The following is a 20,680-nucleotide window of genomic DNA, read 5'->3' as shown; positions in this document are numbered from 1 at the left end:
GCTCGCAGTGAACGACGTGCTCGACGTCGCCCTGCGACTCCTGATCGTCTTCGTCGTCTTCCTCACCTTCCCCCTGATCGTCGGTCAGACCGAGCACAAGGTGATGGCCCACATGCAGGGCCGCCTCGGCCCGATGTACGCCGGCGGCTTCCACGGCTGGGCCCAACTCGTCGCGGACGGCGTGAAGTTCGCCCAGAAGGAAGACATCGTCCCGACGGGCGCGGACCGCCGTATCTTCCAACTCGCCCCCGCCGTAGCCCTCCTCCCGTACCTCCTCGTCCTCCTCGTCATCCCCATCGGCCCGAGCGAGGGCGCCGTCGGCCAGGTACTGGACGCGGGCATCTTCTTCGTCCTCGCGGTGATGGGCGTGAGCGTCCTCGGCTCACTCATGGCCGGCTGGGCCTCCGCCAACAAGTTCTCCCTCCTCGGCGGCCTCCGCACCGCCGCACAACTCCTCGCCTACGAACTCCCCATGCTGCTCACCGCCGCCTCCGTGGCGATGGCAGCCGGCACGGTCTCCCTCCCCGGCATCCTCGACGCCTTCCACTGGTGGTGGCTGCCCTGGCAGATCGTCGGCGCGATCGTGTTCTTCATCGCCGGTCTCGCCGAACTCCAGCGCCCTCCCTTCGACATGCCCGTCGCCGACTCCGAGATCATCTTCGGCGCGTACACCGAGTACACCGGTCTCCGCTTCGCCCTCTTCCTCCTCGCCGAGTACGCCGGAATCGTCGTCCTGTGCGGCCTGACCACCGTCCTCTTCCTGGGCGGCTGGCACGGCCCGTGGGGCGCGGACGGCCTCGGCTGGGTGTGGACCCTGCTGAAGACCGGGATCCTCGCCTTCGTCGTCATCTGGCTCCGCGTCACCTACCCCCGCCTGCGCGAGGACCAGCTCCAGAAGCTCTCCTGGACCCTCCTCGTCCCCCTCTCCCTCGCTCAGATCGCCCTCACCGGCATCGTGAAGGTGGTGTTCCTGTAGTGGCCCCGATCCCCGGCTCCGGTCTGGCCAAGGGCCTGGCCGTCACCCTCCGCACGATGACGAAGAAGGCCGTCACCGAGCAGTACCCGGACACCCAGCCCGACCTCCCGCCCCGCACCCGCGGGGTCATCGGCCTGTTCGAGGAGAACTGCACGGTCTGCATGCTCTGCGCCCGTGAGTGCCCCGACTGGTGCATCTACATCGACTCCCACAAGGAGACGGTCCCGGCGGCGGCCCCCGGCGGCCGTGAGCGCAGCCGCAACGTCCTCGACCGCTTCGCCATCGACTTCTCCCTGTGCATGTACTGCGGTATCTGCATCGAGGTCTGTCCTTTCGACGCGCTGTTCTGGTCCCCGGAGTTCGAGTACGCCGAGACCGACATCCACGAACTCACCCACGAACGCGACAAGCTCCGCGAGTGGATGTGGACCGTCCCGGCCCCACCCGCCCTCGACCCCGGCGCCGAGGAACCCAAGGAAATCGCCGCCGCCCACAAGACAGCCGAGAAGCTGGCAGCGACTCAGGCAGCACGGGTCGCGGAAGCCGAAGCGGCCCCGCAGACCGCGGCAACGGCCACGCAGGCCGCAGCAACTGCCCCGCAGACCGCGGCAACTACAGCTCCCGTAGAGTCCGCGCAGCCCAAGCGCACAGAGGCCACGCAGGCCGCCGAGGTCACGGAGTCCGCGCAGCCCAAGCCCACAGGCGCCACGCAGGCTGCGGAAGCCGCAGGGCCCGCAGAGGCCACCGCACCGGCCGCAGGGGTTCCCGAGACCGCGCAGCCCAAGCCCGCAGAAGTCACGGAAGCCGCGGAGACCGAGCCTGCCGAGGCCGCTGAAGCCGCGGAGACTGAGCCTGCCAAGGCCACTGAAGCTACGAAGGCCGAGCCCGCAGAGGCCACGCCCGCCCACCCTGCCGACCCCACTGAGACCACGCAGACCAGGCCCGCCAAGGCCGCGAATGCCGAGCCCGCCGAGGTTGCGCAGACCGAGCCCACCGACCTGTCGGAGGCCGAGCCCGTAGAGGCCACGCAGCCCAAGCCTGTGTATCCCGCCGACCCGCCGAAGCCCGCGTCCTCGGACGTCACGCACACCGAGCCCGTCGACCCCACCGACCCGCCGGAGGGACAGTCGTGACCCTCGCCGAAACCCTCACCGCCACGGCAACCCTCGCTGCCCCCCACACCCACGGCTTCCTCTCCCCGACCGGCGTCGAGATCGCTTTCCTCCTCGTGGGTCTGGTCACCTTCGGCGCCGCTCTCGTCACCGTCACCACCAAGCAGCTGGTGCACGCCGCCCTGTGGCTCGTGGTGACCCTCGGGGGTCTCGCCGTCGAATACCTCCTCCTCACCGCCGAGTTCATCGCCTGGGTGCAGGTCCTCATCTATGTCGGTTCCGTCGTCGTCCTCCTTCTCTTCGGTCTGATGCTCACCAAGGCCCCCATCGGCCGCTCCCCGGACGCCGACTCAGGCAACCGCTGGGCCGCCCTCGCCGTGGCCGTCGCCGCCGCGGCGGCCCTGGTGTGGGTCGTCGTCGACGCCTTCCGTGCGACCTGGATGGACCTGGACGGTCCGGCCGCCGGCTCGACCGCGGTGACCGGCGCGAGCCTGTTCCAGAACTGGGTCCTCCCCTTCGAGGCCCTCTCCGTCCTTCTCCTCGCGGCCCTGGTCGGCGCGATCGTCCTGTCCCGCAAGACGAAGTCGGAGCTGAGCTCTCCCCCTGTGAACTCCCGAGCCGCGACCGGTAGTTCCCCATCCGTCCCGGATTCCCGTAATCACACGTTCAGGCGAAATGGCCGGTCTCAAGGCAACGATCCGACCGAGCGGAACACCCCGACCACCCAAACGACGCAGAACACCACCCCCACCGAGCAGAAGGGAACCCGCTGATGCACCTCGTCTATCCCGCCGTGCTCGCCGCCCTCCTCTTCTGCACCGGCATCTACGGCGTCCTCGCCCGCCGCAACGCGATCCTTGTCCTGATGTCGGTCGAGCTGATGCTCAACGCCGTCAACCTGAACCTGGTCGCCTTCGACGTCTGGCTCAGCAGGACCGCCGAGGAGAAGCTGCACTCCGGCCAGGCCCTGACCCTGTTCACCATCGCCATCGCCGCCGCCGAGATCGGCATCGGCCTGGCGATCGTCCTCGCCGTCTACCGAGGCCGCGGCACCTCGGACATCGACAAACTCCGCGACACCGCCGAGGGGCACGAATCCGACGGCCCCGACGGATCTGGCGGCCCCGACAACACCGGCGGCTCCGACAGCACCGGCGGGTCCAGCCCCGGCGGCTCAGACAGCGACGGCACCGAGCCCCCCGCGGCCGAGAAGGCTGAGGCCACCGCGTGACCACGACCACCCTCGCCGTCCTCGTCCCCCTTCTCCCGTTCCTGGGCGCCGCGGCCGGCCTGCTCCTGGGCCGTATCGCCCCCGGCTTCGTCCGCCCGCTCGCGGTCCTCCCGTCGCTCGCCGCACTCGCGCTGGCCGCGATCGTCGCCGTACGGCAGGGCGGCAAGGCGGCCATCGACTCCGCCACCGAACTCACCCCCACCGGCTCGGTCCCCGTCGAACTCGCCCTGCACATCGACGGATTCGCCGCCCTCGTCGCCGTCCTGGTCGCCTTCGTCGCCACCTGCGTGCAGATCTACTCGACGGGCTACCTGCGCGACGACCCGCGCTACCCCTCGTACGCCGCGCTCGTCTCGCTCTTCACCTCCGCGATGCTCCTGGTCGTCTACTCCGGCGACCTGATCGTGCTGCTGGTCGGCTGGGAGGTCATGGGCATCTGCTCCTACTTCCTCGTCGGCCACTACTGGGAGACCCCGGAGGCCCGCGCCGCCTCCATCAAGGCCTTCCTCGTCACCAAACTCGGCGATGTCCCTTTCCTGATCGGCCTGTTCGCGCTCGCCACCGACGCCGGGTCCTTCCGCATCGCCGAGGTCCTGAGCACCGTCGTGAGCGGCGGGCTGCACCACCCGACGCTGATCGCCCTGCTGCTCCTGGCCGGCGTGGCGGGCAAGTCGGCGCAGTTCCCGCTGCACACCTGGCTCCCCGACGCGATGGCGGGCCCGACCCCCGTCTCCGCGCTGATCCACGCCGCGACGATGGTCGCCGCCGGTGTCTACTTCGTCGCCCGTCTCCTCCCGGTCTTCGAGGCCTCCTCGGCCGCGATGGTCGTCCTCGCCGTCATGGCCGCCGTGACGATGGCCGGCTCGGGTCTCGCCGCGCTCGCCCAGGACGACATCAAGCGCGTCCTCGCCTACTCGACGATCGGTCAACTCGGCTATATGACCGGCGCCCTGGCCGTCGGCGACCGCGGTGCCGCCGTCTTCCACCTCCTGTCCCACGGCGCCTTCAAGGCGCTGCTCTTCCTCGCTGCGGGCGTGATCATCCACGCCTCCGGCACCAACTCGCTGGCCGCCATGTCCCGCATGGGCAACCTGCGCGCCCGCGTCCCCGACGCTTTCTGGACGATGACCGTGGCGCTCCTCGCGCTCGCCGCGATCCCGCCGTTCAGCGGCTTCTTCTCCAAGGAGTCCGTCCTCGGCGCCGCCGAACACGCGGCCACCGGAGACACCGCGCACATCCCCGGCGCCGCGGGCTGGATCGTCCTCGTGGCCGGTCTGCTCGCCGCCCTGCTCACCGCCGCGTACGCGACGCGCCTGTGGCTGCTCGCCTTCCACGGCAAGGGAGTTGAAGCCCCCGACCACGGCAGGCAGCCCATGGCGATGAACGCCGTGCTGTGGGTCCTCGCCGTCCCGTCCCTCGCCCTCGGCGGACTCGCCTACCGCGTGCTCCCCGGCTGGTTCGACGGCCACGACCTCACCCCGACGCTCACCACCTCGGTGCTGGGCACGGGCGTCGCCCTGGTCGGTGGCATCGTCACCTACGGCGCCTGGCGGCACACCACCGCGTTCGCGGCCCGCGCACCGCTGGGTGCGGTCGCGGCCCACCCGGAGGGCGACGCAGGACTCGTCGAGGCCGAGGCCATCGCGAGTCACACACCCGCCTACGGAGACGTGGCCTCGGCACCCGACCCGGCGGACCCGGGCCGCCTCCTGCTCGGCCCGCTGCACCGGCACGCGGCCTCCGGCTTCCACCTGGACGCCGTCTACGGGGCGCTGTTCGTCCGCCCGGTGCTGGCCGCGGCGAGTCTCGTCCGGTTCCTCGACCGCGAGGTCGTCGACACCTACGTACGCGGCGCGGGCACCCTGCCCCGCCTGCTCGGAGCCGCCGTACGGCGCGCCCAGACCGGCAATCTTCAGACCTATGTGAGCGCGCTGCTCGCCGGCACCGTCGTCCTGACGGTCGCCGTCCTCCTCGTCGCCACGGGAGCGTGAGCAGGCGTGATCGATATCAACGAGTCCGTGATGCAGGTCCTTCTGGCGTTCATCGTCGTCGGCCCGCTCCTCGGCGCCGTCACCGCTCTGCTGCCCGCCCCGCCTGGGCTGAAGGGGAAGTCGCCCGAGCAGGCCGTACTGCGGCACGGCGTGACCGTGACCGGCGTGATCCTCATCGCCGCGATCGTCCTCGCGCTCGGCTTCGACCACGACCACCCGTCGAAGATGCAGGCCACGACCGACATCAGCTGGATCCCCGCACTCGACGTGCGCATCCACCTCGGCATCGACGGCATCTCCCTCCCCCTCCTGGTCCTGACCGCGCTACTGACCTTCCTCTGCGCGCTCTACTCCTACTTCAAGATGCCAACGGGCCCGTCCCCGAAGGCATTCGTCGCCCTGATCCTCGTCCTGGAGTCCGGCACCCTCGCCACCTTCGCCGTCCTCGACCTGATCCTCTTCTTCCTCGCCTTCGAGACCGTCCTGATCCCGATGTACTTCCTCATCGCCCGCTGGGGCGGTGCCCAACGGACCCAGGCCGCCTGGAAGTTCATCCTCTTCACGCTGCTCGGCTCCGTCGTCATGCTGCTCGGCCTGCTCCTGATCGGAATCAAGGCGGGCACATTCGACATGGTGGCACTCGCCACTGACAACGGCCGGTCGCTGACCACATCCGTGCAGGTCATCGCCGTTCTGGCGATCGGGATCGGGCTCGCGGTCAAGACCCCGATGTGGCCGCTGCACAGCTGGCTGCCCGACGCCCACACCGCCGCCCCGACCGTCGGCTCGGTCCTGCTGGCCGGCGTGATGCTCAAGATGGGCACGTACGGGTTCGTCCGCATCCTGCTGCCGATCGCGCCCGACGGCATGCACACCTTCGCGCCCTACCTCGCCGCCTTCGCCGTCGTCGGAATCATCTACGGCTCCCTGGCCTGCCTCGCCCTCGCCAGACAGGGCGCGAAGGGCGACCTCAAGCGCCTCATCGCGTACTCCTCCGTCGGCCACATGGGCTTCGTCCTGCTCGGCATCTCGACGATGACCCCGACCGGCGTGAACGGCGCGCTGTTCGCCAACATCGCCCACGGCCTCATCACCGGCCTGCTCTTCTTCCTCGTCGGCGCCCTCAAGGACCGTACGGGCACCACCGACCTGGACACCCTCGCCGAGGAGACGGGCGCCGCCCTCTACGGCAAGGCTCCCCGCCTCGGCGGCCTGATCGCGTTCGCCGCCGTCGCCTCGCTCGGACTGCCCGGACTCGCCGGATTCTGGGGCGAGATGCTGGCCCTGTTCGGCGCGTTCAAGCCCGCCGCGGACCTCAGCCGCCCCGCGTTCCTCACCTTCATGGCGATCGCGGCCTTCGGCACCCTGCTGACGGCCGCGTACATGCTCGCCGTGGTCCGCCGCGTCTGCATGGGCGCCGTGGCGCAGGAAGCGCCGAAGCTCGCCGACGTCCAGACGTACGAGTTCGCCGCCTGGACCCCGCTCGTCGCCCTCACCGTCGCCGCCGGCCTGTGGCCGAAGGCACTGCTCGGCCTGACCGACCCGGCCGTGCAGCAGCTCCTCTCAGGAGGCACCCGATGAGCGCCCTGGCCCAGCCTCTCGCGGAGTCGATGGTCCAGTCCGTCGACTGGCTCGCGATCGCACCGCCGACCATCACGGCGGTCGTCGGCCTGGTGGTCCTCGTCGCCGACCTGTTCCTCGAGGAGGCCAGGAAAGCGCTCCTGGGCTGGGTGTCGGTCGCGGGCCTGGCCGCCTCCGCGCTCATGCTGCTGCCCCTCCTGGACGGCGACCGCGCCACCTTCTGCCTCACCGGCGACGCGACCGCGTGCAGCTATACGGCGGACCGCTTCACCCTGGTCATCCAGTTCCTGGTCCTCGGCGGCGCCCTCTTGGCTGCCCTTCTGTCGATGACGACCCTGAAGGACGCCGACAAGGGACTCCCCGAAGGGGAGTACTGGTTCCTGCTGCTGTCCTCCGCCGCCGGTGCCGCCCTCCTGCCCGCCTCCCGCGACCTCGCGACCCTGATCGTCGCCCTGGAGGTCGCCTCCCTGCCCGCCTTCGCCCTCGTCGGAATCCGGCACGGCGACAAGAAATCCGCCGAAGCGGCCCTCAAGTTCTTCCTGTCCTCGGTCACCGCGACCGCGGTCAGCCTGATGGGCGTCAGCTTCGTGTACGCCACCACGGGCACCCTGTACCTCACCCGGATCGCCGACCGCATCCAGCACGTCGACGGCCAGTTCCACACCCTCGCCCAGACCGGCGTCGCCCTCACCCTCATCGGCTTCGCCTTCAAGACGGCCGCCGTCCCCTTCCACTTCTGGGTACCCGACACCTACGTAGGAGCGCCCCTCCCGATCGCCGCCTACTTGTCGGTCGTCGGCAAGGCGGTCGGCTTCTCCGGCCTGATCCTCGTCACCGTCGTCGCCTTCCCGTCGTACGCCGACGTGTGGGGCCCGGCACTAGCCGCCCTGGCCGCCCTCACCATGACGGTCGGCAACCTGGGCGCCCTGCGCCAACAGGCCACGCGCGCGTACAGCGCGGTACGACTGCTCGCCTGGTCCTCCGTCGGCCAGGCCGGCTACCTCCTCGTACCGATCGCCGCCGCCGCGTACTCCAAGGACGCCCAGAAGTCGATCGGCTCCACCGTCGCCTACGCCCTCATGTACGCCGCAGTGAACCTGGGTGCCTTCGCGGTGGCCGCCCTGGTGGGCCGTAGCAGAGCCCTCAACCGCATCAGCGACTACCGGGGCCTGTACGCGTCGAACCCGCTCGCCGCCCTGCTCCTGGCCTTCTTCCTGCTGTGCCTCGCCGGGCTGCCGCCGGGTGTCATCGGGCTCTTCGCGAAGGTCACCGTCTTCTCGGCGGCCGTCGACGCGGGCCTGGGCTGGCTCGCCGTCGTCATGGCCGTCAACGTGGTGATTGCGCTCTTCTACTACCTCCAGTGGACGGCCCTGCTGTTCCGCGCCCCGGAGGGCGAGCACGACGAACATCGCGTCCCCGCGCCCCTCACCGCCGCGCTCGCCCTCACCGGCGCTCTCGGAATCGCCCTCTCCGGAGCACCCCAACTGGTCCTGCGCTTCGCCGACACCGGACTCTTCTGAGCCACCGGCACATACCACCGTCCTCACCCGGACGGCCCACCCCCTGCGTCGTACGCACAAGGGAACTAGAGCCCCCCGCCTGGCGTTGACCAGTACGGGAGGGTCCACTGGACGTGACACCACGGCACCAGTGGCATCAGAGATCAGCAAGCAAAGGGTTCCCCTGCTGCACGATTTGGAGGGCGTACCGTGCACCGCCGGCACAACGGGCTCAGGACCGCAGTTCTCCTCGGGGGACTGTCCGCACTCATCATCGTCATCGGCAGCTTCTTCGGCCGCATGGGGCTCGTCGTAGCGGTCGTGATCGCGCTGGGCACGAACGCGTACGCGTACTGGAACAGCGACAAACTGGCGCTACGCGCGATGCGCGCCCGCCCGGTGAGCGAGTTCGAGGCCCCGGCCCTGTACCGGATGGTCCGCGACCTCTCCACCCAGGCCCGCCAGCCCATGCCGCGCCTGTACATCTCGCCCACGGAGGCCCCCAACGCCTTCGCGACGGGCCGCAACCCGCGCAACGCGGCCGTGTGCTGCACGGAAGGCATCCTGCGCATCCTGGACGAGCGTGAGCTGCGCGGAGTCATCGGCCACGAACTGAGCCATGTCTACAACCGCGACATCCTGATCTCCTCGGTCGCCGGCGCCCTCGCCTCGGTGATCATGTTCCTGGTCAACTTCGCCTGGCTGATCCCGATCGGCCGCTCGAACGACGACGACGGCCCCGGCATCCTGGGCATGCTGATGATCATGATCCTGGGCCCCCTCGCGGCCAGCCTCATCCAGTTGGCCATCAGCCGCTCCCGGGAGTACGAGGCGGACGCGTCCGGCGCCCAGCTCACCGGAGACCCCCTCGCCCTCGCGAGCGCGCTGCGCAAGCTCGACGCCGGCACCAAGCAGCTACCGCTGCCCCCGGAGCCCCGCATCGAGACCGCGAGCCACATGATGATCGCGAACCCCTTCCGCCCGGGCCAGGGACTCTCCAAGATGTTCTCGACACACCCGCCGATGGCGGAGCGCATCGCCCGGCTCGAGAAGATGGCAGGTCGCCCTCAGTGAAAACCATCCTGAACGTCATTTGGCTCGTCCTGAGCGGCTTCTGGCTGTTCCTCGGGTACCTGCTCGCCGGCGCGCTGCTGTGCATCACGATCATCGGCATCCCGTTCGGCATCGCCGCCTTCCGTATCGGCATCTACGCCCTGTGGCCCTTCGGGTACACGACGGTCGAGCGCCGGGACGCGGGCGCCCCCTCCTGCGTCGGCAACGTCCTGTGGCTGATCCTCGCGGGCTGGTGGCTGGCCCTCGCGCACATCGTCACCGGCATCGCCATGTGCATCACGATCATCGGCATTCCGTTCGGCATCGCCAACTTCAAGCTGATCCCGGTCTCGCTGTTCCCCCTGGGCCGCGAAATCGTGCCCACGGACCAGCCGTTCGCCACCCGCTGACGGCGGGCAGGGGTGGGGGCGCCGAAGTACGTCCTGCTGTCGTACGACGAAGAGGCCGAGTTCACCGGCGAGCACGGCTACGAGCAGACCTGGGCCCTGTGCGAGGACGCCGCCGACCTCTTCGCCGACCCACCCCCACCCGCGCGCGGGACGTACGAACTCCTCGGCTGCGCACCAGAGGGCGACCTGCGAACAGCCCTCGCACGCGCGCGTGCCGACGGTTCGGCGCCGCTCGGCCTGCTCACCCTGGAGCCCCTCGACAAGGCCGGCGGGCGAGACGGCGAGTGGTGGCTGGAGGACGTACGCGTCGTAGGCGACCGCCCCTGCGCGCGTGACCTGTCGTTGAGGGACGTCACCGTCGAGGGGCGGCAGTCCGACGACAACCCCTACGACTATCCGCAGTGCCCGCCCCTGTCCCCGGGCTACCGGATATCGGGCGGCGACGGTGAACCATGGGGCGGCTGCCGGGACTTGGCCCACGTCCAGGAGGACCGGCCCGAACCACTGGAGCCTCCCCTGCGCCTGTTGGGCTGCTCCCCGCGCGGTGCGCTGCGGGCGGCGCTGGACGGCGGGGAAGAGGACCTCGGCCACGCCAAGGTGGTGCGCATCGACTCGTCCGGCCGGCCTGTGCAGTCCGCCGCCGAGGGCGAGCTACGGGCCTGGATCCCGTCCGCGCGCGGACCGGGCCTCGTCGACCTCACCCTCGACCCATGGTCGGAACGGCCACCGCTCGCGGCCCGGCAGGTGTGGGACCTGTGGGGTGAGGGCCGCCCCGCCGAGCCCGGCCGCTGGGCCGGTTGCGATGCCGACGGCCGACGCTTCTGGCTCGACACGGCCCTGGCGAACCACACCTACGGCACCTCGGATCGACCGCGTGGCAGTACTTACCACCTCGACGGCAGCCACATCACCGACGCACCCGGCTTCTTCTGCGCCCTGGGCGAGGCGGTGAACGGCCCCGCCGGATACTTCGGTTGGGGCCTGGACGCCCTCGACGACTGCCTGTGCGGTCGCTGGGGAGCCACCACGCCCCTCACCCTCGTCTGGCACGACGCCGCCGTCGCCCGCACCTGCCTCGGCGTCACCCCGCACACCGGCCGGCGCCCACCGACGTTCGAGGAACTCCTCGCGCTCCTCGCCGAAAGCCACGTCGACGTCCGCCTGGCCTGACAGCCCGTCACCACGCTCCGCCCGCCCCCCAACAGGCTCACTGCCAGCAGGTTTTCCACAACCGCCGGGTTGTCCACAGGCCGGCCCGATTGTCAGTGGCGCGCGGCACTATGAAGCCATGACCGAGAACGAGCAGCAACTGCTGACCCGGGTGGCCGCCGAGGCCCACAACACCCGCCCGTCGGGCTGGACTTCACTCCCCGCCCCCGTGGACGAGGCCACGGTGACCCGCGCCGAGGCCGCCCTGGGCTTCCGCCTGCCCCCGCTGCTCGCGGCGCTCTACTCGCGCATAGGAGACGGTGGATTCGGCCCGGAGCACGGCCTGTTGCCCCTGCTCGACAACCCACCGACGGGTGGGCCCACCGCCGTCACGCAGTACCTCGCCAACCGCGCGAGCGGACACCAGGACCCCGACCGGCCCTGGCCCGAGGGTGTCGCCGACCGGCTGCGTACCTGGCTCGACGGCACGGGCCGGTACGAGGACGACGAAGGCGCCGCCGAACCGACACCGTGGACCGACTTCCGCATACGCACGACGGCACAGGCATCCTGAGCGGCTCCCGCACCCTGTGCCTCTCCCGCACCGATCACCGCCGCAGAGCCACGCCCCCAATGCCTGCAACCACCACACGCATTCGTGACGTCTTGTTCATCGACACGGCAGAACATGCAGGCACAGGCCGTGGGCAAGGACTTACGAACACAGCCTGTCCGGGCGGAATTCACAGCTCCGGATCAGTGCAAGCACAGCGCGAAAGGGCAGGTTCACGGCATGGGCATCATCAGTTGGATCATCCTGGGACTGTTGGCCGGAGCCATCGCCAAATTCCTGCTGCCGGGCCGCGACCCGGGCGGCTTCATCGGTACGACCATCATCGGCGTCGCGGGCGCGTTCATCGGCGGCTGGATCTCAGCCCGTTGGCTGGACCACCCGGTCGCCAAGAACTTCTACGACGGCGCCACTTGGGCCTCGGCGATAGGCGGCGCACTCGTCCTCCTGATCGCCTACCGCATCCTGTTCGGCAACTCGCGCAACTAGCGCGCCCCGTGCCGCAGCCAGCAGGCGAGAAGGGTGGGCACCGACGGGTGCCCACCCTTCCTCGTGCTCGGTACTCGCGCGCGGCGGCGCGCGAAGCGTGGTTCTACCGATAGTCCACGAAAGCCTTCTACCGGTAGTTCACGTACTGCAGGGCGAAGTCGAAGTCCTTGCCCTTGAGCAGGGCCTGCACGGCTTGCAGGTCGTCGCGGCTCTTCGAGCTGACCCGCAGTTCGTCGCCCTGCACCTGGGCCTTGACGCCCTTGGGACCCTCGTCACGAATGATCTTCGCCACCTTCTTCGCGTTGTCCTGGGAGATGCCCTCCTCGATCGACGCGAAGATCTTGTACTCCTTGCCGGAGAGCTGAGGCTCACCGGCGTCCAGCGCCTTCAGCGAGATGCCGCGCTTGATCAGCTTGGACTGGAATACGTCGAGGATCGCCTTGACCCGCTCCTCGGAGTTCGCCTCCATGAGGATCTTCTCGGCCGACCATGCGATCGAGGCACCCACGCCCTTGAAGTCGTAGCGCTGCGAGATCTCCTTGGCGGCCTGGTTGAGGGCGTTGTCGACCTCCTGCCGCTCGACCTTCGAGACGATGTCGAAACTGGAGTCGGCCATGTCCTGTGGCTCCTTGTATCAGGGTGCGTATCGATGCGTGTCACTGCGTATCGGCGTGCGTGGGGGCAGCCGCCGAGCCCGGTGTAGGCCCCGGGCCGCATCCGCATAAGCGTAGCCACCCCCTCCCCTCCGAGCGCCGGTCAATCGGGTGGCGAAGCACCCCTGGGCATCGGGTATCGTTTACGTCGTTGCCACGGAGCGCCGCCGAAAAGCGGTTCGAGAGGCAGCATCCCTGGCGGTGTGCCCGAGTGGCCAAAGGGAGCAGACTGTAAATCTGCCGGCTTAGCCTACCCAGGTTCGAACCCTGGCGCCGCCACAAGAAAGTAGACCCCCTCTGACCAGCTTAATTGCCTGGTCAGAGGGGGTTTCTTTTTGGCTCTCTCTGTTCGATTCGCTGTGGACGGGGCGTGGACGTGTCTCACCTCGTGCCGCCCATATCCCACTGTCGATCAGTGCGTGTCCCCCAGGTGTCCCCCGGGGGAGAGCTTGATCACTCTGGCTCGTTCCACTCCCGAAGAGCTGCGTCGATCCGGCTGTTCGCACGCTCCCGCGTCTGGTCAAGCACCTTGGCGTACACCTTGTGCAGTACCGCGATGCTGTGGCCAGCGCGCCGGGCGCACTCCATCGCGTCCACCCCGGAACTGAGCCAGAACGACACCCCGGCATGCCGGAGGTCGTAGGGGCGGCGGGCCAGCAACGATGCCGTCTCGGCTTCGCTCAGCACGTCCTTTCGGGCCTTGGCCCACACCTCTCCGTAGCCAGTCTCCTGTAGCAGGCCGTCGCGGTTCGTTCGAAAGAGGCGACCATCGGGCGCAGTGCCATGCGTGGCGATGTGCTGCCGTAGCAGACGGACGAAGTGCGGCGGGATCGGCACCGGGCGGGAGTCCTTCTTTGCGCGGGCCTTGAGGTGGCGTTCCTCATGCGCCTTCCCGTCGTTGGTCCAACCGCGCCCCACCCGGACCACTCCCTGCCGCAGGGTGAGCATCCCCCATCCCGACTCCGGAAGGTGGCACTGGCTCACGCGCAATGCGGTGGCCTCGGCCGGCCGCATGGCCGCGTAGTACAGGCACCCGAAGAACGCTTCGAGATGCAGTCCACGCGGGCCCTGCTCGCGCACGCCAGCCAGCAGCGCACGGACCTGGCGGGGATTGGCGACACTCTCGGGGTCCACCGCTTCTACAGACTTCGGGGCGGTCCACTTCACGGCCCTGATCGGGTTGACCGGCATGCTGAAGTACTGCTCTTCTACGGCGAGTCCGAGAACGTCGCTCAGGCAAGCCCGCTTGCGTTTCGCGGTGCGCGGCGATGCCTCCTTCCCGTCCAGCCGTAGAGACAGTGCGTCCAGGGCCAGACGTACAGTCGCCGGGTCTTCCAGCGAGGAGACCGGCATGGAGTGCTTGGAGATCCAGGCAAGGGCGCCGGCCACATCGTCTGGCGGGGTCTCGTCACGGCGGTTCCGGTTGTACGCCCACCCGTACAGCGCGCGCCGCATGAGCGCGATGTCTGGCATCCCCGTCTTCGTCTTCACCAGCGCGGGCGTGATGGTTGCCAGCGCATCGGCATAGTTCTTCCGCGACTTCGCCGGGGCCAGCGCCCACTTGCGGTCGACGTACGTACGGCTGTGCTCGTACCACGTGATGGAGCCCTGCTTGGCGCGCAGCTCGGACACGGGCAGGCCCGATTCCTCGTCGAACTGGTCGCCGCGCCGCACGGCAGACATGAGTTCCGAGCGGCGCCCCTCGGCCTGGACCTTGAGTGTGTAGCTCTTGGAGTGCTTGCGCTCCCCGACCAGCCAACGCAGGCGGTAGGGCTTCGGGCGATCCTTGCGGACCTCGATGGAGTAGAGGCGGACGTCGTAGGTCAGTGCCATAGGAACTCCAGAGGGGCCCGCCGGAAGCGGGCCCCTCGTGTCTCGTGTGCGGGAGGTGGTCAGGCGGCGGTTTCCATGGATGACCACCACGCGTCGAGGTCGGCGCGGCGGCAGCGGATCTGGCCGTTGGGGAGCTTGATGAGCTTCGGTGCCCTGCCACGGGCGCGCATGCGGTAGAAGGCGGCGCGGCTCATCTCGATCTCTTCGAGGACTTCGGGGAGCTTGAGCATCTTGGGGCGGGCCAAGGCGGTTACTCCTTCGTCTTCTTCTCTTCTGGGGAATCCGCCACGTCCGCCACGCCGCCACGGCGCAGGTCAGAGCCTTGATCGTGTGGCGGATGGCGGTTGTGTGGCGGATAGATGCCGCCACACCGGGGCGGGTGTGGCGGCATCGGGGTGCCGGGTCGGCTAGCTGACGAGGGTGGGCTGTGTGGCGGTTTCCGCAGGCGTGTGGCGGATGGCCGTGGCGTTATCCGCCACGGATTCACCCACGTTGACCTGCGGTGTGGCGGACGTGGCGGACGTGGCGGATTCCCCAGGGGGTGGGGGGCAGTACCGGGTCCAGGCATCCGTGAGATCGTCCGCGTAATAGCCCTTCGGGAAGCCCTGGGGGGTGCGGATGCCGCGCGGCTTGATCGGCTTGTTGCTCGGGGTGACGTACTGCCCCAACAGCCGAGCAAGGGTGCGGGAGTTGATCGGCTTGTCGTCCAGATCACCCCAGGGCGCGTCTTCTATGTGCAACAGGCTCTCGATGATCACGGCGGTCGGCACGCGGTCGTCGCCGCAGAACACCTTGTCGCGCAGGTCGGTCAACAGCCGGACCCCGATGGAGGATTCGTCGTTGTCGTGGGCTGCGCTGATGAGTTCCAGGCAGGCGGCGCGGGCCCGGTCGGGCCAGGTGCCGCCGGCGGCGTCGGCCACGGCGAGCAGGGGTTCCCACATGTCGGCGGGCCGGTCGGTGACGCCTTCGGGCATGTCGGGCCAGGCATTGGCGACCTGGTCCCGTACGGTGTCGGCCCACTTGGCGAGGCGTTCGCGCAGGGCGTGGCCCTGCTTCTCGTGGGTGCGCTGGCGGTAGGGTTCGGCCTTCTCGTTCGGGGCGCGCTTGCGCATACGGATGATGACCGAGCGGGTCAACACGGTGTCCGGCAGCGAACCGAGTCCCGCCATGGCCACGGCGCAGTAGGAGTTGAAGATCTGCGCGTTCTGGTTGGAGCCTTCCCCGACGCAGCGCAGGGCGCCGGCGGTGCGGCGCCATCCTGCGTTGAGGAAGCCGCGCAGGGCTTCATCCGTTCCGGCCTTGGGTCCGAAGATGGTGTCCACCTCGTCGAAGAGCACGGTGGGCAGGCCTGCGGCGGAGTCGACGAGCCGGTACAGGGCGTTGGCGGAGGCGGACACCGTGGTGACCGGTCGTGGCGTGAGGAGTTCCACGATCTCCAGGGCCCGCGACTTGCCCGATCCAGGTTCCGGAGAGAGGAACGCGATGCGGGGGGTGGTCTCGAAGCACTCGATCAGGTGGGCGTGCGCGTCCCACAACGCCACGGCGACGTAGGCGGACTGGGTGGGGAAGACGTTGAACCGGCGGTGGAAGGCTTCCACCTCGTCCAACAGCGCTGCCCCGTCGATGAGTTGGGTCATGCGGCGGCCCTTCCTTCCTGCGCGGTGCGGAGCGGGCAGGTGACTGCGCGGTGGTAGTCGTAGTCGGCCACGAGTTCGGCCACCTCGTCGCGGCCGGTGGCGGCGGCGGTCTCGCCGCACCGGCAGGCGTATGCGGCGGTGGGGGTGTCTGCGTAGCGCTTGGACCAGCGGGCCCCGTCGTAGTGGTGGCGGTAGACGGGCGGGGCGTAGATCCGGATGCCGGGCCACTGCGGTGTGGGGTTGTCCGGGGCGATCGTCTGCGGGTCAGGGCTTGTGAGGACGCCTTCGGCGACGCCCTTCGGCTCGCCCAAGTCCGCCTGCGGCGAGGCGAGTTGGGCGGGGCGGGGGCCCGCAGTGGTGGGGGTGATGCTCTTCAGGCGGGGGCGGGGAGGGGTGTTCATGCCGCATCCCGCTTGACCTGGTTGTGTGCGATGGACCAGTTCAGTGCGCTGCGGAGGGTCGAGCGGCACTCGGCAGCGGTGAGTCCGGTCGCCTCCCCCGCCTCCTGAAGAGCCTGCTCAACCGTGTGCCGGGGGAGGTCGCCCCACGCGATGAGCCGTCCCAGGGCGCGCGCCGCCCGGAACAATGCGGCTTCCCGCGCCCCGAGTTGGGCCGACGCGACGTTCCGCGTCTCGTTGTCGAGTGCACTGTCAGCGTATGAGCCGGATTGTGCCGTTACGGGCCCTGAGGGTGCCCGTACGGCCCTGGGGGCGGGTTGCAGGATGCTCAGCAGCCACGCGGGCGTAGAGGCGGCCTCAGGGGCGCTCAGGGCTTCGTAGGTTCCGGTGGGGGTGGTGCTGCCGGCTGCGACCACGTAGCCGCCCCATGCACGGGTGTCGACCAACTCCCCGATGGTTCCTGCCGTGTTGGACAGCCGCACCCCGCTGGGGGCGGTGAAGTGCAGGTGCTGTCCGCCGCTCGCGGTCCGGGTCCGGTAGGTGTCGGGCACTCGATGCCCGGCGCGCTCGCAGAGCGCCCTGAAGATTGCCGCGCCGCAAGGCGCGTCCGAACTGCCCTTGCTGCTTGTGGTCTTGGGCATGTCGAGGTCGACGACGAGCAGGCCTGAGGGGCCGGTGGCGATGCCGACGTTGAACGGGGCCCGCGACCAGGCCGCGCGGATGCGGTCGGGGTCGATGGTGGCGCGCTGCTCCCACTTCCGGTGCCCGTCCGTGCAGGCTCCGGTGCGGGGGCAGGCGGCTTCGCCGTGCAGGGCGGGGCGCTTGGTTCCGGGCCGGAGGGGGAAGACGTGCCAGCCGCGGTCCGCGGCTTCCAGCGCTGCGTGTAGCAGCGCGGGGCGGGCGTCATGGGTCATGCTGGAGACCTCCAACAGGTCTGTTGAGGACGGGTTGGACAAGAGCGGCCCCGGTTCTTGCCGGAAGGGGGGCCGCTCTTGGCGTCACTGCTCGTTGTTCGTCTTGGCCCACACGCCGGTGGTCCGGGTGTGGATGTTGCGCTGGTCCTGGTAGACGGGGCCCTCGTAGTGCTGGTGGATGTCGGGGGCGGGCTTCGTGTGCCGGGCGAGGCGGGCGAGCGCGAACACGAGGGCGGTGGGCGCCCCGAAGACGAGTCCGCACACGAGCGGGTCGGCGTACTGGGAGACGTACATGAGCACCGCCGCCGTGCCACCGACCACGGCGGTGGAGGTGGCGCCGGCGAGCATGAGCACGCTCGCGTCGGTGGCGCCCTGGCTCATCGGGGGCCGTCCCGGCTGTGCGACGGGCGGGGTGTCACCGTGGGCGGGCACGGGGCTGGGGTCGCGGTAGGCGGTGGGCCGGTAGGCATCGGCGATGATCCGCGCGGCCTCAACTGCCGCGTCGTCGTCGCTCATCACGGCGTCCGGCGGGGTGGTGGCGGGGGTGGTCTTGGGGGACATGCGGAATCCCTTCCGAGCAGGGGTCAGGGAGGCAGGGGCACCCCCTTGCGGGGGCGTTGTGGAGGGGGTGTCAGGGGTGTTGACCTGCGGGCCTCCCTGCCTCCCTGAACGATCATTCGTGCAGGTCAGGGCGAGGGAGGCGGGCCAGGGAGGGGGCCAGGGAGTTCTCCCTGCCTCCCTGGCCCGCGCGGGTGTGGCTCCCTGCCGTCAGCCCACGGAAGCGGAATCCTCGTCGGGCCGGTTGGCGAGGGCGCGCAGGACGCGGTCACGGCTCACGACCATGACGCCTTCGGACTTGTACGGCTCGGCTCCGTCGGCTTCCAGCACGCGCTTGAGGTCGCCGTTCGTCCAGGCGCCGTAGGCGTCCTCGTCGAGCACGGTCAGCCGCTTGAGGACGTCCCGGGTCAGCACGCGCGGCGCGTCTCCCAGCACGCCGGCAATGTCCGCGAGCGGGTCGCGGTCCTCACCGGCGTCGATGACGTGCAGGGTGGTGACTCCGTCGCGCAGGGCCTTGGCGCGCTCGATGATGGCTTCGGCTGCGTCGTCGTCGACGTAGTGCGTGCGCACCGTGATGGAGGACTGCCCCTTGGGAATGTCGATGCCCGACGAGGCGACGACGAGGGTTCCCTGATCCAGGCCCGGGCGCAGCAGGTTGGGCGCGGCGCCGCCGTCGACGGCCTTGTCCCCCAGCGCCATCCGCGCCTGCGACTCGGTACCCAGGGCGAGCGAGGCCCGGGTGTGGGCGCCCTCGCGGACCAGCTTGGGGAGGTTCTGGTCGGTGGGGTCCTGGGTGCCCTGCCACATCAGCACGTTCACGGCCCGCCCCTGGTTGTGGATCTTCCGGACTGCCATGAAGTAGCGGGAGTTGGACTTCGAGCCGCCGTAGGGCCGCTTGTCCTCGTCCTTGACCGGGCACATGAACGCCACCTGCGCCTCGTCGACCAGCACGATCAGCGCGGGGAACACGGTGCCGGGCGGGGCCATCATCCGGCGGTTCATCTCGTCGACCGCGCCCTCGACCATCTCGGTGACCTGGATGACGTGCTCGTCGGTCGGCCCCTGAATCAGCGTGTCGGCCAGGCCGTCGAACATGGCCCAGTCACCGAGACCCTTCAGGTCGCCCATCAGGAACTGCACCGACTTGTCGAGCGCGAGCCACAGGGCGAGGGAGCGCAGGGCGACGGTCTTGCCCTGGTTCGACAACCCGGTGATCAGCAGGTGGCGCTGATACACGCTCAGCGTTGCGGCGTCGCCGCGCAGGTCCTGCCCCCAGGGGGCCTTCCCCTTGGCGTAGTCGGCGGTCATCGTCTCGTCGGTGACCAGCGGCGACGGGCCGATCGGCTGATCCAGCGCCCCCGAGTCCGCCACCCACAGGCGGACGGTGCGGGCGGCCTCGGGGATGGTGATGAACACTTCGTGCTCGTGCCGCGTGAGGTTCTCGGCCAGCTTCCGGCGGCGCTGCTGGACCTCGATCGTCGACACCCCTGAGGGCAGGGTGACGTCGACCTCGACCCCGCATCCGGCGATCCGGATCGGACCCAGCATGGACGCGCCTGCGTCGCCCATTTCCTTGATGGCGTTGCGCAGGGCGGGTACGCCGAGGTCGCGCAGGGCCTTGACGACGATGGACGGGGTGATCGGCTCACCCTCCCCGTTGCGGACGTTGGCCGGGAGTGCCCACGGGGGTGCGGCCTGCTGCTTGCTGCCCACGGCCCACAGACCGAGCAGGGCCAGCAACGGGCCGACGACGAGGCCGGGCCCCCATACGACCTGCACGATCCGGATCAGCAGGGCGATGAACTCGATGGTCGCTTTCAGCGGGGTGATGACGTCGGTGACGTCGTGGTTGTTGACGGCCATCACGACCCCGAGCGCGACCAGCACCCCGATGCTCACCCCGGTCCCGACCACGATGCCCTTGGCGGCCTCGACGGGGGAGTGGAGGAGGTCCATGCGGCGGTGGTGGCGGGCTTGGCGGAAGCGCTGCAACCGCTCCTCCCACTCCTCTGCCGCTTCCAGGTTCCCGGCGACTTCCGCTGTGCGGATCATGCGCTCGTAGCGGGCCCCGGTCTTGCCGTCCCAGGTGCGGCGGGCCACGATCCGGCCGCCGTTGAACGTGTAGAGGCTGTGCCGGGCCACCGCACGGGCAGCGGACGTGGTGTTCTCGTGGGTGACCGCCTGCTTCACGGCACGCCCGGAGCGCACCCACAGGGGGACCAGGGGCGTGGGCGGGGTGTCGGGGACGATGGTCAGGACCGTGGGCGCCGGCTCCGGCTCGGGGTCGGTGGGCGGGGTTTTGACGAGGCGTACGACGTTCTCGGACATGCGGGAACTGCTCCTGACTGCCCCTTCGGGGGCGGGAGTTCGAGGAAGACGAGCGGGTCAGCGCTGGTGCCGTGCGCGGTTCTCGGCATGGCTGAGCTGGGACGGCTCACTACGGGGGCCGTCGAACCAGCAGAACGGGCGGATCGTGTCGGCGGCCTTGAACACGCGGATCGCCGCACCCTCGGGGGCGTCGGGCAGGGCGAAGACGCGACCCCCGTCCAGGGAGGCGAGGATGCGGGCGCCGTGGTGCTCGCATCCGTCCGCGCCGGCGCCCACCGCGTCCAGCACGGTCACCGC

19 protein-coding genes, 1 tRNA gene and 2 pseudogenes are annotated in these 20,680 nt (G+C 69.8%); 13 read left to right on the top strand and 9 right to left on the bottom strand.

Annotated features, from left to right (window positions below; genetic code table 11):
- The first annotated feature begins 7 nt into the window (after positions 1 to 7).
- The 12 genes and pseudogenes from SPR02S_RS32230 (at position 8) to SPR02S_RS32175 (ending at position 12,062) form a co-directional block, all read left to right on the top strand.
- The gene (locus tag SPR02S_RS32230) at positions 8 to 976 is read left to right on the top strand and encodes a complex I subunit 1/NuoH family protein (RefSeq protein WP_026151049.1); all 969 of its coding nucleotides are present in this window, start codon (positions 8 to 10) and stop codon (positions 974 to 976) included.
- Positions 976 to 1,516, top strand: a pseudogene (locus tag SPR02S_RS56745) (NuoI/complex I 23 kDa subunit family protein); the annotation flags it as partial. The gene SPR02S_RS32230 and the pseudogene SPR02S_RS56745, both read left to right, overlap by 1 nt.
- A 589-nt stretch (positions 1,517 to 2,105) precedes the next feature.
- Positions 2,106 to 2,861, top strand: coding sequence for an NADH-quinone oxidoreductase subunit J family protein (locus SPR02S_RS32220; protein WP_019061152.1), 756 nt, complete (start codon positions 2,106 to 2,108; stop codon positions 2,859 to 2,861).
- Complete coding sequence (gene nuoK / locus SPR02S_RS32215; RefSeq protein WP_019061151.1) at positions 2,861 to 3,319, top strand: NADH-quinone oxidoreductase subunit NuoK; 459 nt, start codon at positions 2,861 to 2,863, stop codon at positions 3,317 to 3,319. Before SPR02S_RS32220 ends, nuoK begins: the two co-directional genes overlap by 1 nt.
- Positions 3,316 to 5,310, top strand: a complete 1,995-nt coding sequence (locus SPR02S_RS32210) for an NADH-quinone oxidoreductase subunit 5 family protein (RefSeq protein ID WP_019061150.1) — start codon at positions 3,316 to 3,318, stop codon at positions 5,308 to 5,310. Before nuoK ends, SPR02S_RS32210 begins: the two co-directional genes overlap by 4 nt.
- Before the next feature lie 6 nt (positions 5,311 to 5,316).
- The gene (locus SPR02S_RS32205; RefSeq protein ID WP_019061149.1) at positions 5,317 to 6,891 is read left to right on the top strand and encodes a complex I subunit 4 family protein; all 1,575 of its coding nucleotides are present in this window, start codon (positions 5,317 to 5,319) and stop codon (positions 6,889 to 6,891) included.
- A complete protein-coding gene (locus tag SPR02S_RS32200) occupies positions 6,888 to 8,411 on the top strand; it encodes an NADH-quinone oxidoreductase subunit N (RefSeq protein WP_019061148.1) in 1,524 nt (507 codons plus the stop codon). Before SPR02S_RS32205 ends, SPR02S_RS32200 begins: the two co-directional genes overlap by 4 nt.
- Before the next feature lie 189 nt (positions 8,412 to 8,600).
- On the top strand, positions 8,601 to 9,464 hold the full coding sequence (gene htpX / locus SPR02S_RS32195) for a zinc metalloprotease HtpX (RefSeq protein ID WP_019061147.1): 864 nt from the start codon (positions 8,601 to 8,603) through the stop codon (positions 9,462 to 9,464).
- Positions 9,461 to 9,853 carry a YccF domain-containing protein gene (locus SPR02S_RS32190; RefSeq protein WP_019061146.1) on the top strand — a complete coding sequence of 131 codons (393 nt, stop codon included), beginning with the start codon at positions 9,461 to 9,463 and terminating at the stop codon, positions 9,851 to 9,853. The genes htpX and SPR02S_RS32190 overlap by 4 nt, the downstream gene beginning before the upstream one ends.
- A gap of 12 nt (positions 9,854 to 9,865) precedes the next feature.
- Positions 9,866 to 11,023, top strand: coding sequence for a barstar family protein (locus SPR02S_RS32185; protein WP_019061145.1), 1,158 nt, complete (start codon positions 9,866 to 9,868; stop codon positions 11,021 to 11,023).
- A gap of 118 nt (positions 11,024 to 11,141) precedes the next feature.
- Positions 11,142 to 11,576 carry an SMI1/KNR4 family protein gene (locus SPR02S_RS32180; RefSeq protein ID WP_019061144.1) on the top strand — a complete coding sequence of 145 codons (435 nt, stop codon included), beginning with the start codon at positions 11,142 to 11,144 and terminating at the stop codon, positions 11,574 to 11,576.
- 219 nt (positions 11,577 to 11,795) lie between these two features.
- A complete protein-coding gene (locus tag SPR02S_RS32175) occupies positions 11,796 to 12,062 on the top strand; it encodes a GlsB/YeaQ/YmgE family stress response membrane protein (protein ID WP_019061143.1) in 267 nt (88 codons plus the stop codon).
- Positions 12,063 to 12,189: 127 nt separating this feature from the next.
- Here SPR02S_RS32175 and SPR02S_RS32170 read toward each other — a convergent pair whose 3' ends face one another.
- Complete coding sequence (locus tag SPR02S_RS32170) at positions 12,190 to 12,678, bottom strand: YajQ family cyclic di-GMP-binding protein (RefSeq protein WP_019061142.1); 489 nt, start codon at positions 12,676 to 12,678, stop codon at positions 12,190 to 12,192.
- 234 nt (positions 12,679 to 12,912) lie between these two features.
- Here SPR02S_RS32170 and SPR02S_RS32165 point away from each other — a divergent pair.
- Positions 12,913 to 12,994: transfer RNA gene (locus tag SPR02S_RS32165), tRNA-Tyr, on the top strand.
- A gap of 174 nt (positions 12,995 to 13,168) precedes the next feature.
- On the opposite strand, the gene SPR02S_RS32155 is transcribed toward SPR02S_RS32165, so the two are convergent.
- The 8 genes and pseudogenes from SPR02S_RS32155 to SPR02S_RS56735 form a co-directional block, all read right to left on the bottom strand.
- A complete protein-coding gene (locus SPR02S_RS32155; RefSeq protein WP_019061141.1) occupies positions 13,169 to 14,548 on the bottom strand; it encodes a tyrosine-type recombinase/integrase in 1,380 nt (459 codons plus the stop codon).
- Between the two features lie 59 nt (positions 14,549 to 14,607).
- Complete coding sequence (locus tag SPR02S_RS32150; RefSeq protein ID WP_019061140.1) at positions 14,608 to 14,793, bottom strand: helix-turn-helix transcriptional regulator; 186 nt, start codon at positions 14,791 to 14,793, stop codon at positions 14,608 to 14,610.
- 162 nt (positions 14,794 to 14,955) lie between these two features.
- On the bottom strand, positions 14,956 to 16,185 hold the full coding sequence (locus SPR02S_RS32145) for a DUF3631 domain-containing protein (protein WP_019061139.1): 1,230 nt from the start codon (positions 16,183 to 16,185) through the stop codon (positions 14,956 to 14,958).
- A complete protein-coding gene (locus SPR02S_RS56740; protein ID WP_019061138.1) occupies positions 16,182 to 16,586 on the bottom strand; it encodes a hypothetical protein in 405 nt (134 codons plus the stop codon). Before SPR02S_RS56740 ends, SPR02S_RS32145 begins: the two co-directional genes overlap by 4 nt.
- Positions 16,583 to 17,497 (bottom strand): bifunctional DNA primase/polymerase, encoded by a 915-nt coding sequence (locus tag SPR02S_RS32135; protein WP_019061137.1) that lies wholly within the window; start codon positions 17,495 to 17,497, stop codon positions 16,583 to 16,585. Before SPR02S_RS32135 ends, SPR02S_RS56740 begins: the two co-directional genes overlap by 4 nt.
- A gap of 84 nt (positions 17,498 to 17,581) precedes the next feature.
- Positions 17,582 to 18,058 carry a hypothetical protein gene (locus SPR02S_RS32130; protein WP_019061136.1) on the bottom strand — a complete coding sequence of 159 codons (477 nt, stop codon included), beginning with the start codon at positions 18,056 to 18,058 and terminating at the stop codon, positions 17,582 to 17,584.
- A gap of 207 nt (positions 18,059 to 18,265) precedes the next feature.
- Positions 18,266 to 20,383 (bottom strand): FtsK/SpoIIIE domain-containing protein, encoded by a 2,118-nt coding sequence (locus SPR02S_RS32125; RefSeq protein WP_019061135.1) that lies wholly within the window; start codon positions 20,381 to 20,383, stop codon positions 18,266 to 18,268.
- 57 nt (positions 20,384 to 20,440) lie between these two features.
- Positions 20,441 to 20,680, bottom strand: a pseudogene (locus SPR02S_RS56735) (hypothetical protein); the annotation flags it as partial.

It is taken from the genome of Streptomyces prunicolor NBRC 13075, assembly GCF_000367365.1.
GTDB classification, from domain to species: Bacteria; Actinomycetota; Actinomycetes; order Streptomycetales; family Streptomycetaceae; genus Streptomyces; species Streptomyces prunicolor.
The sequence above is the reverse complement of the archived record's forward strand: the minus strand, read 5'-3'. Positions and strand labels throughout refer to the sequence as shown.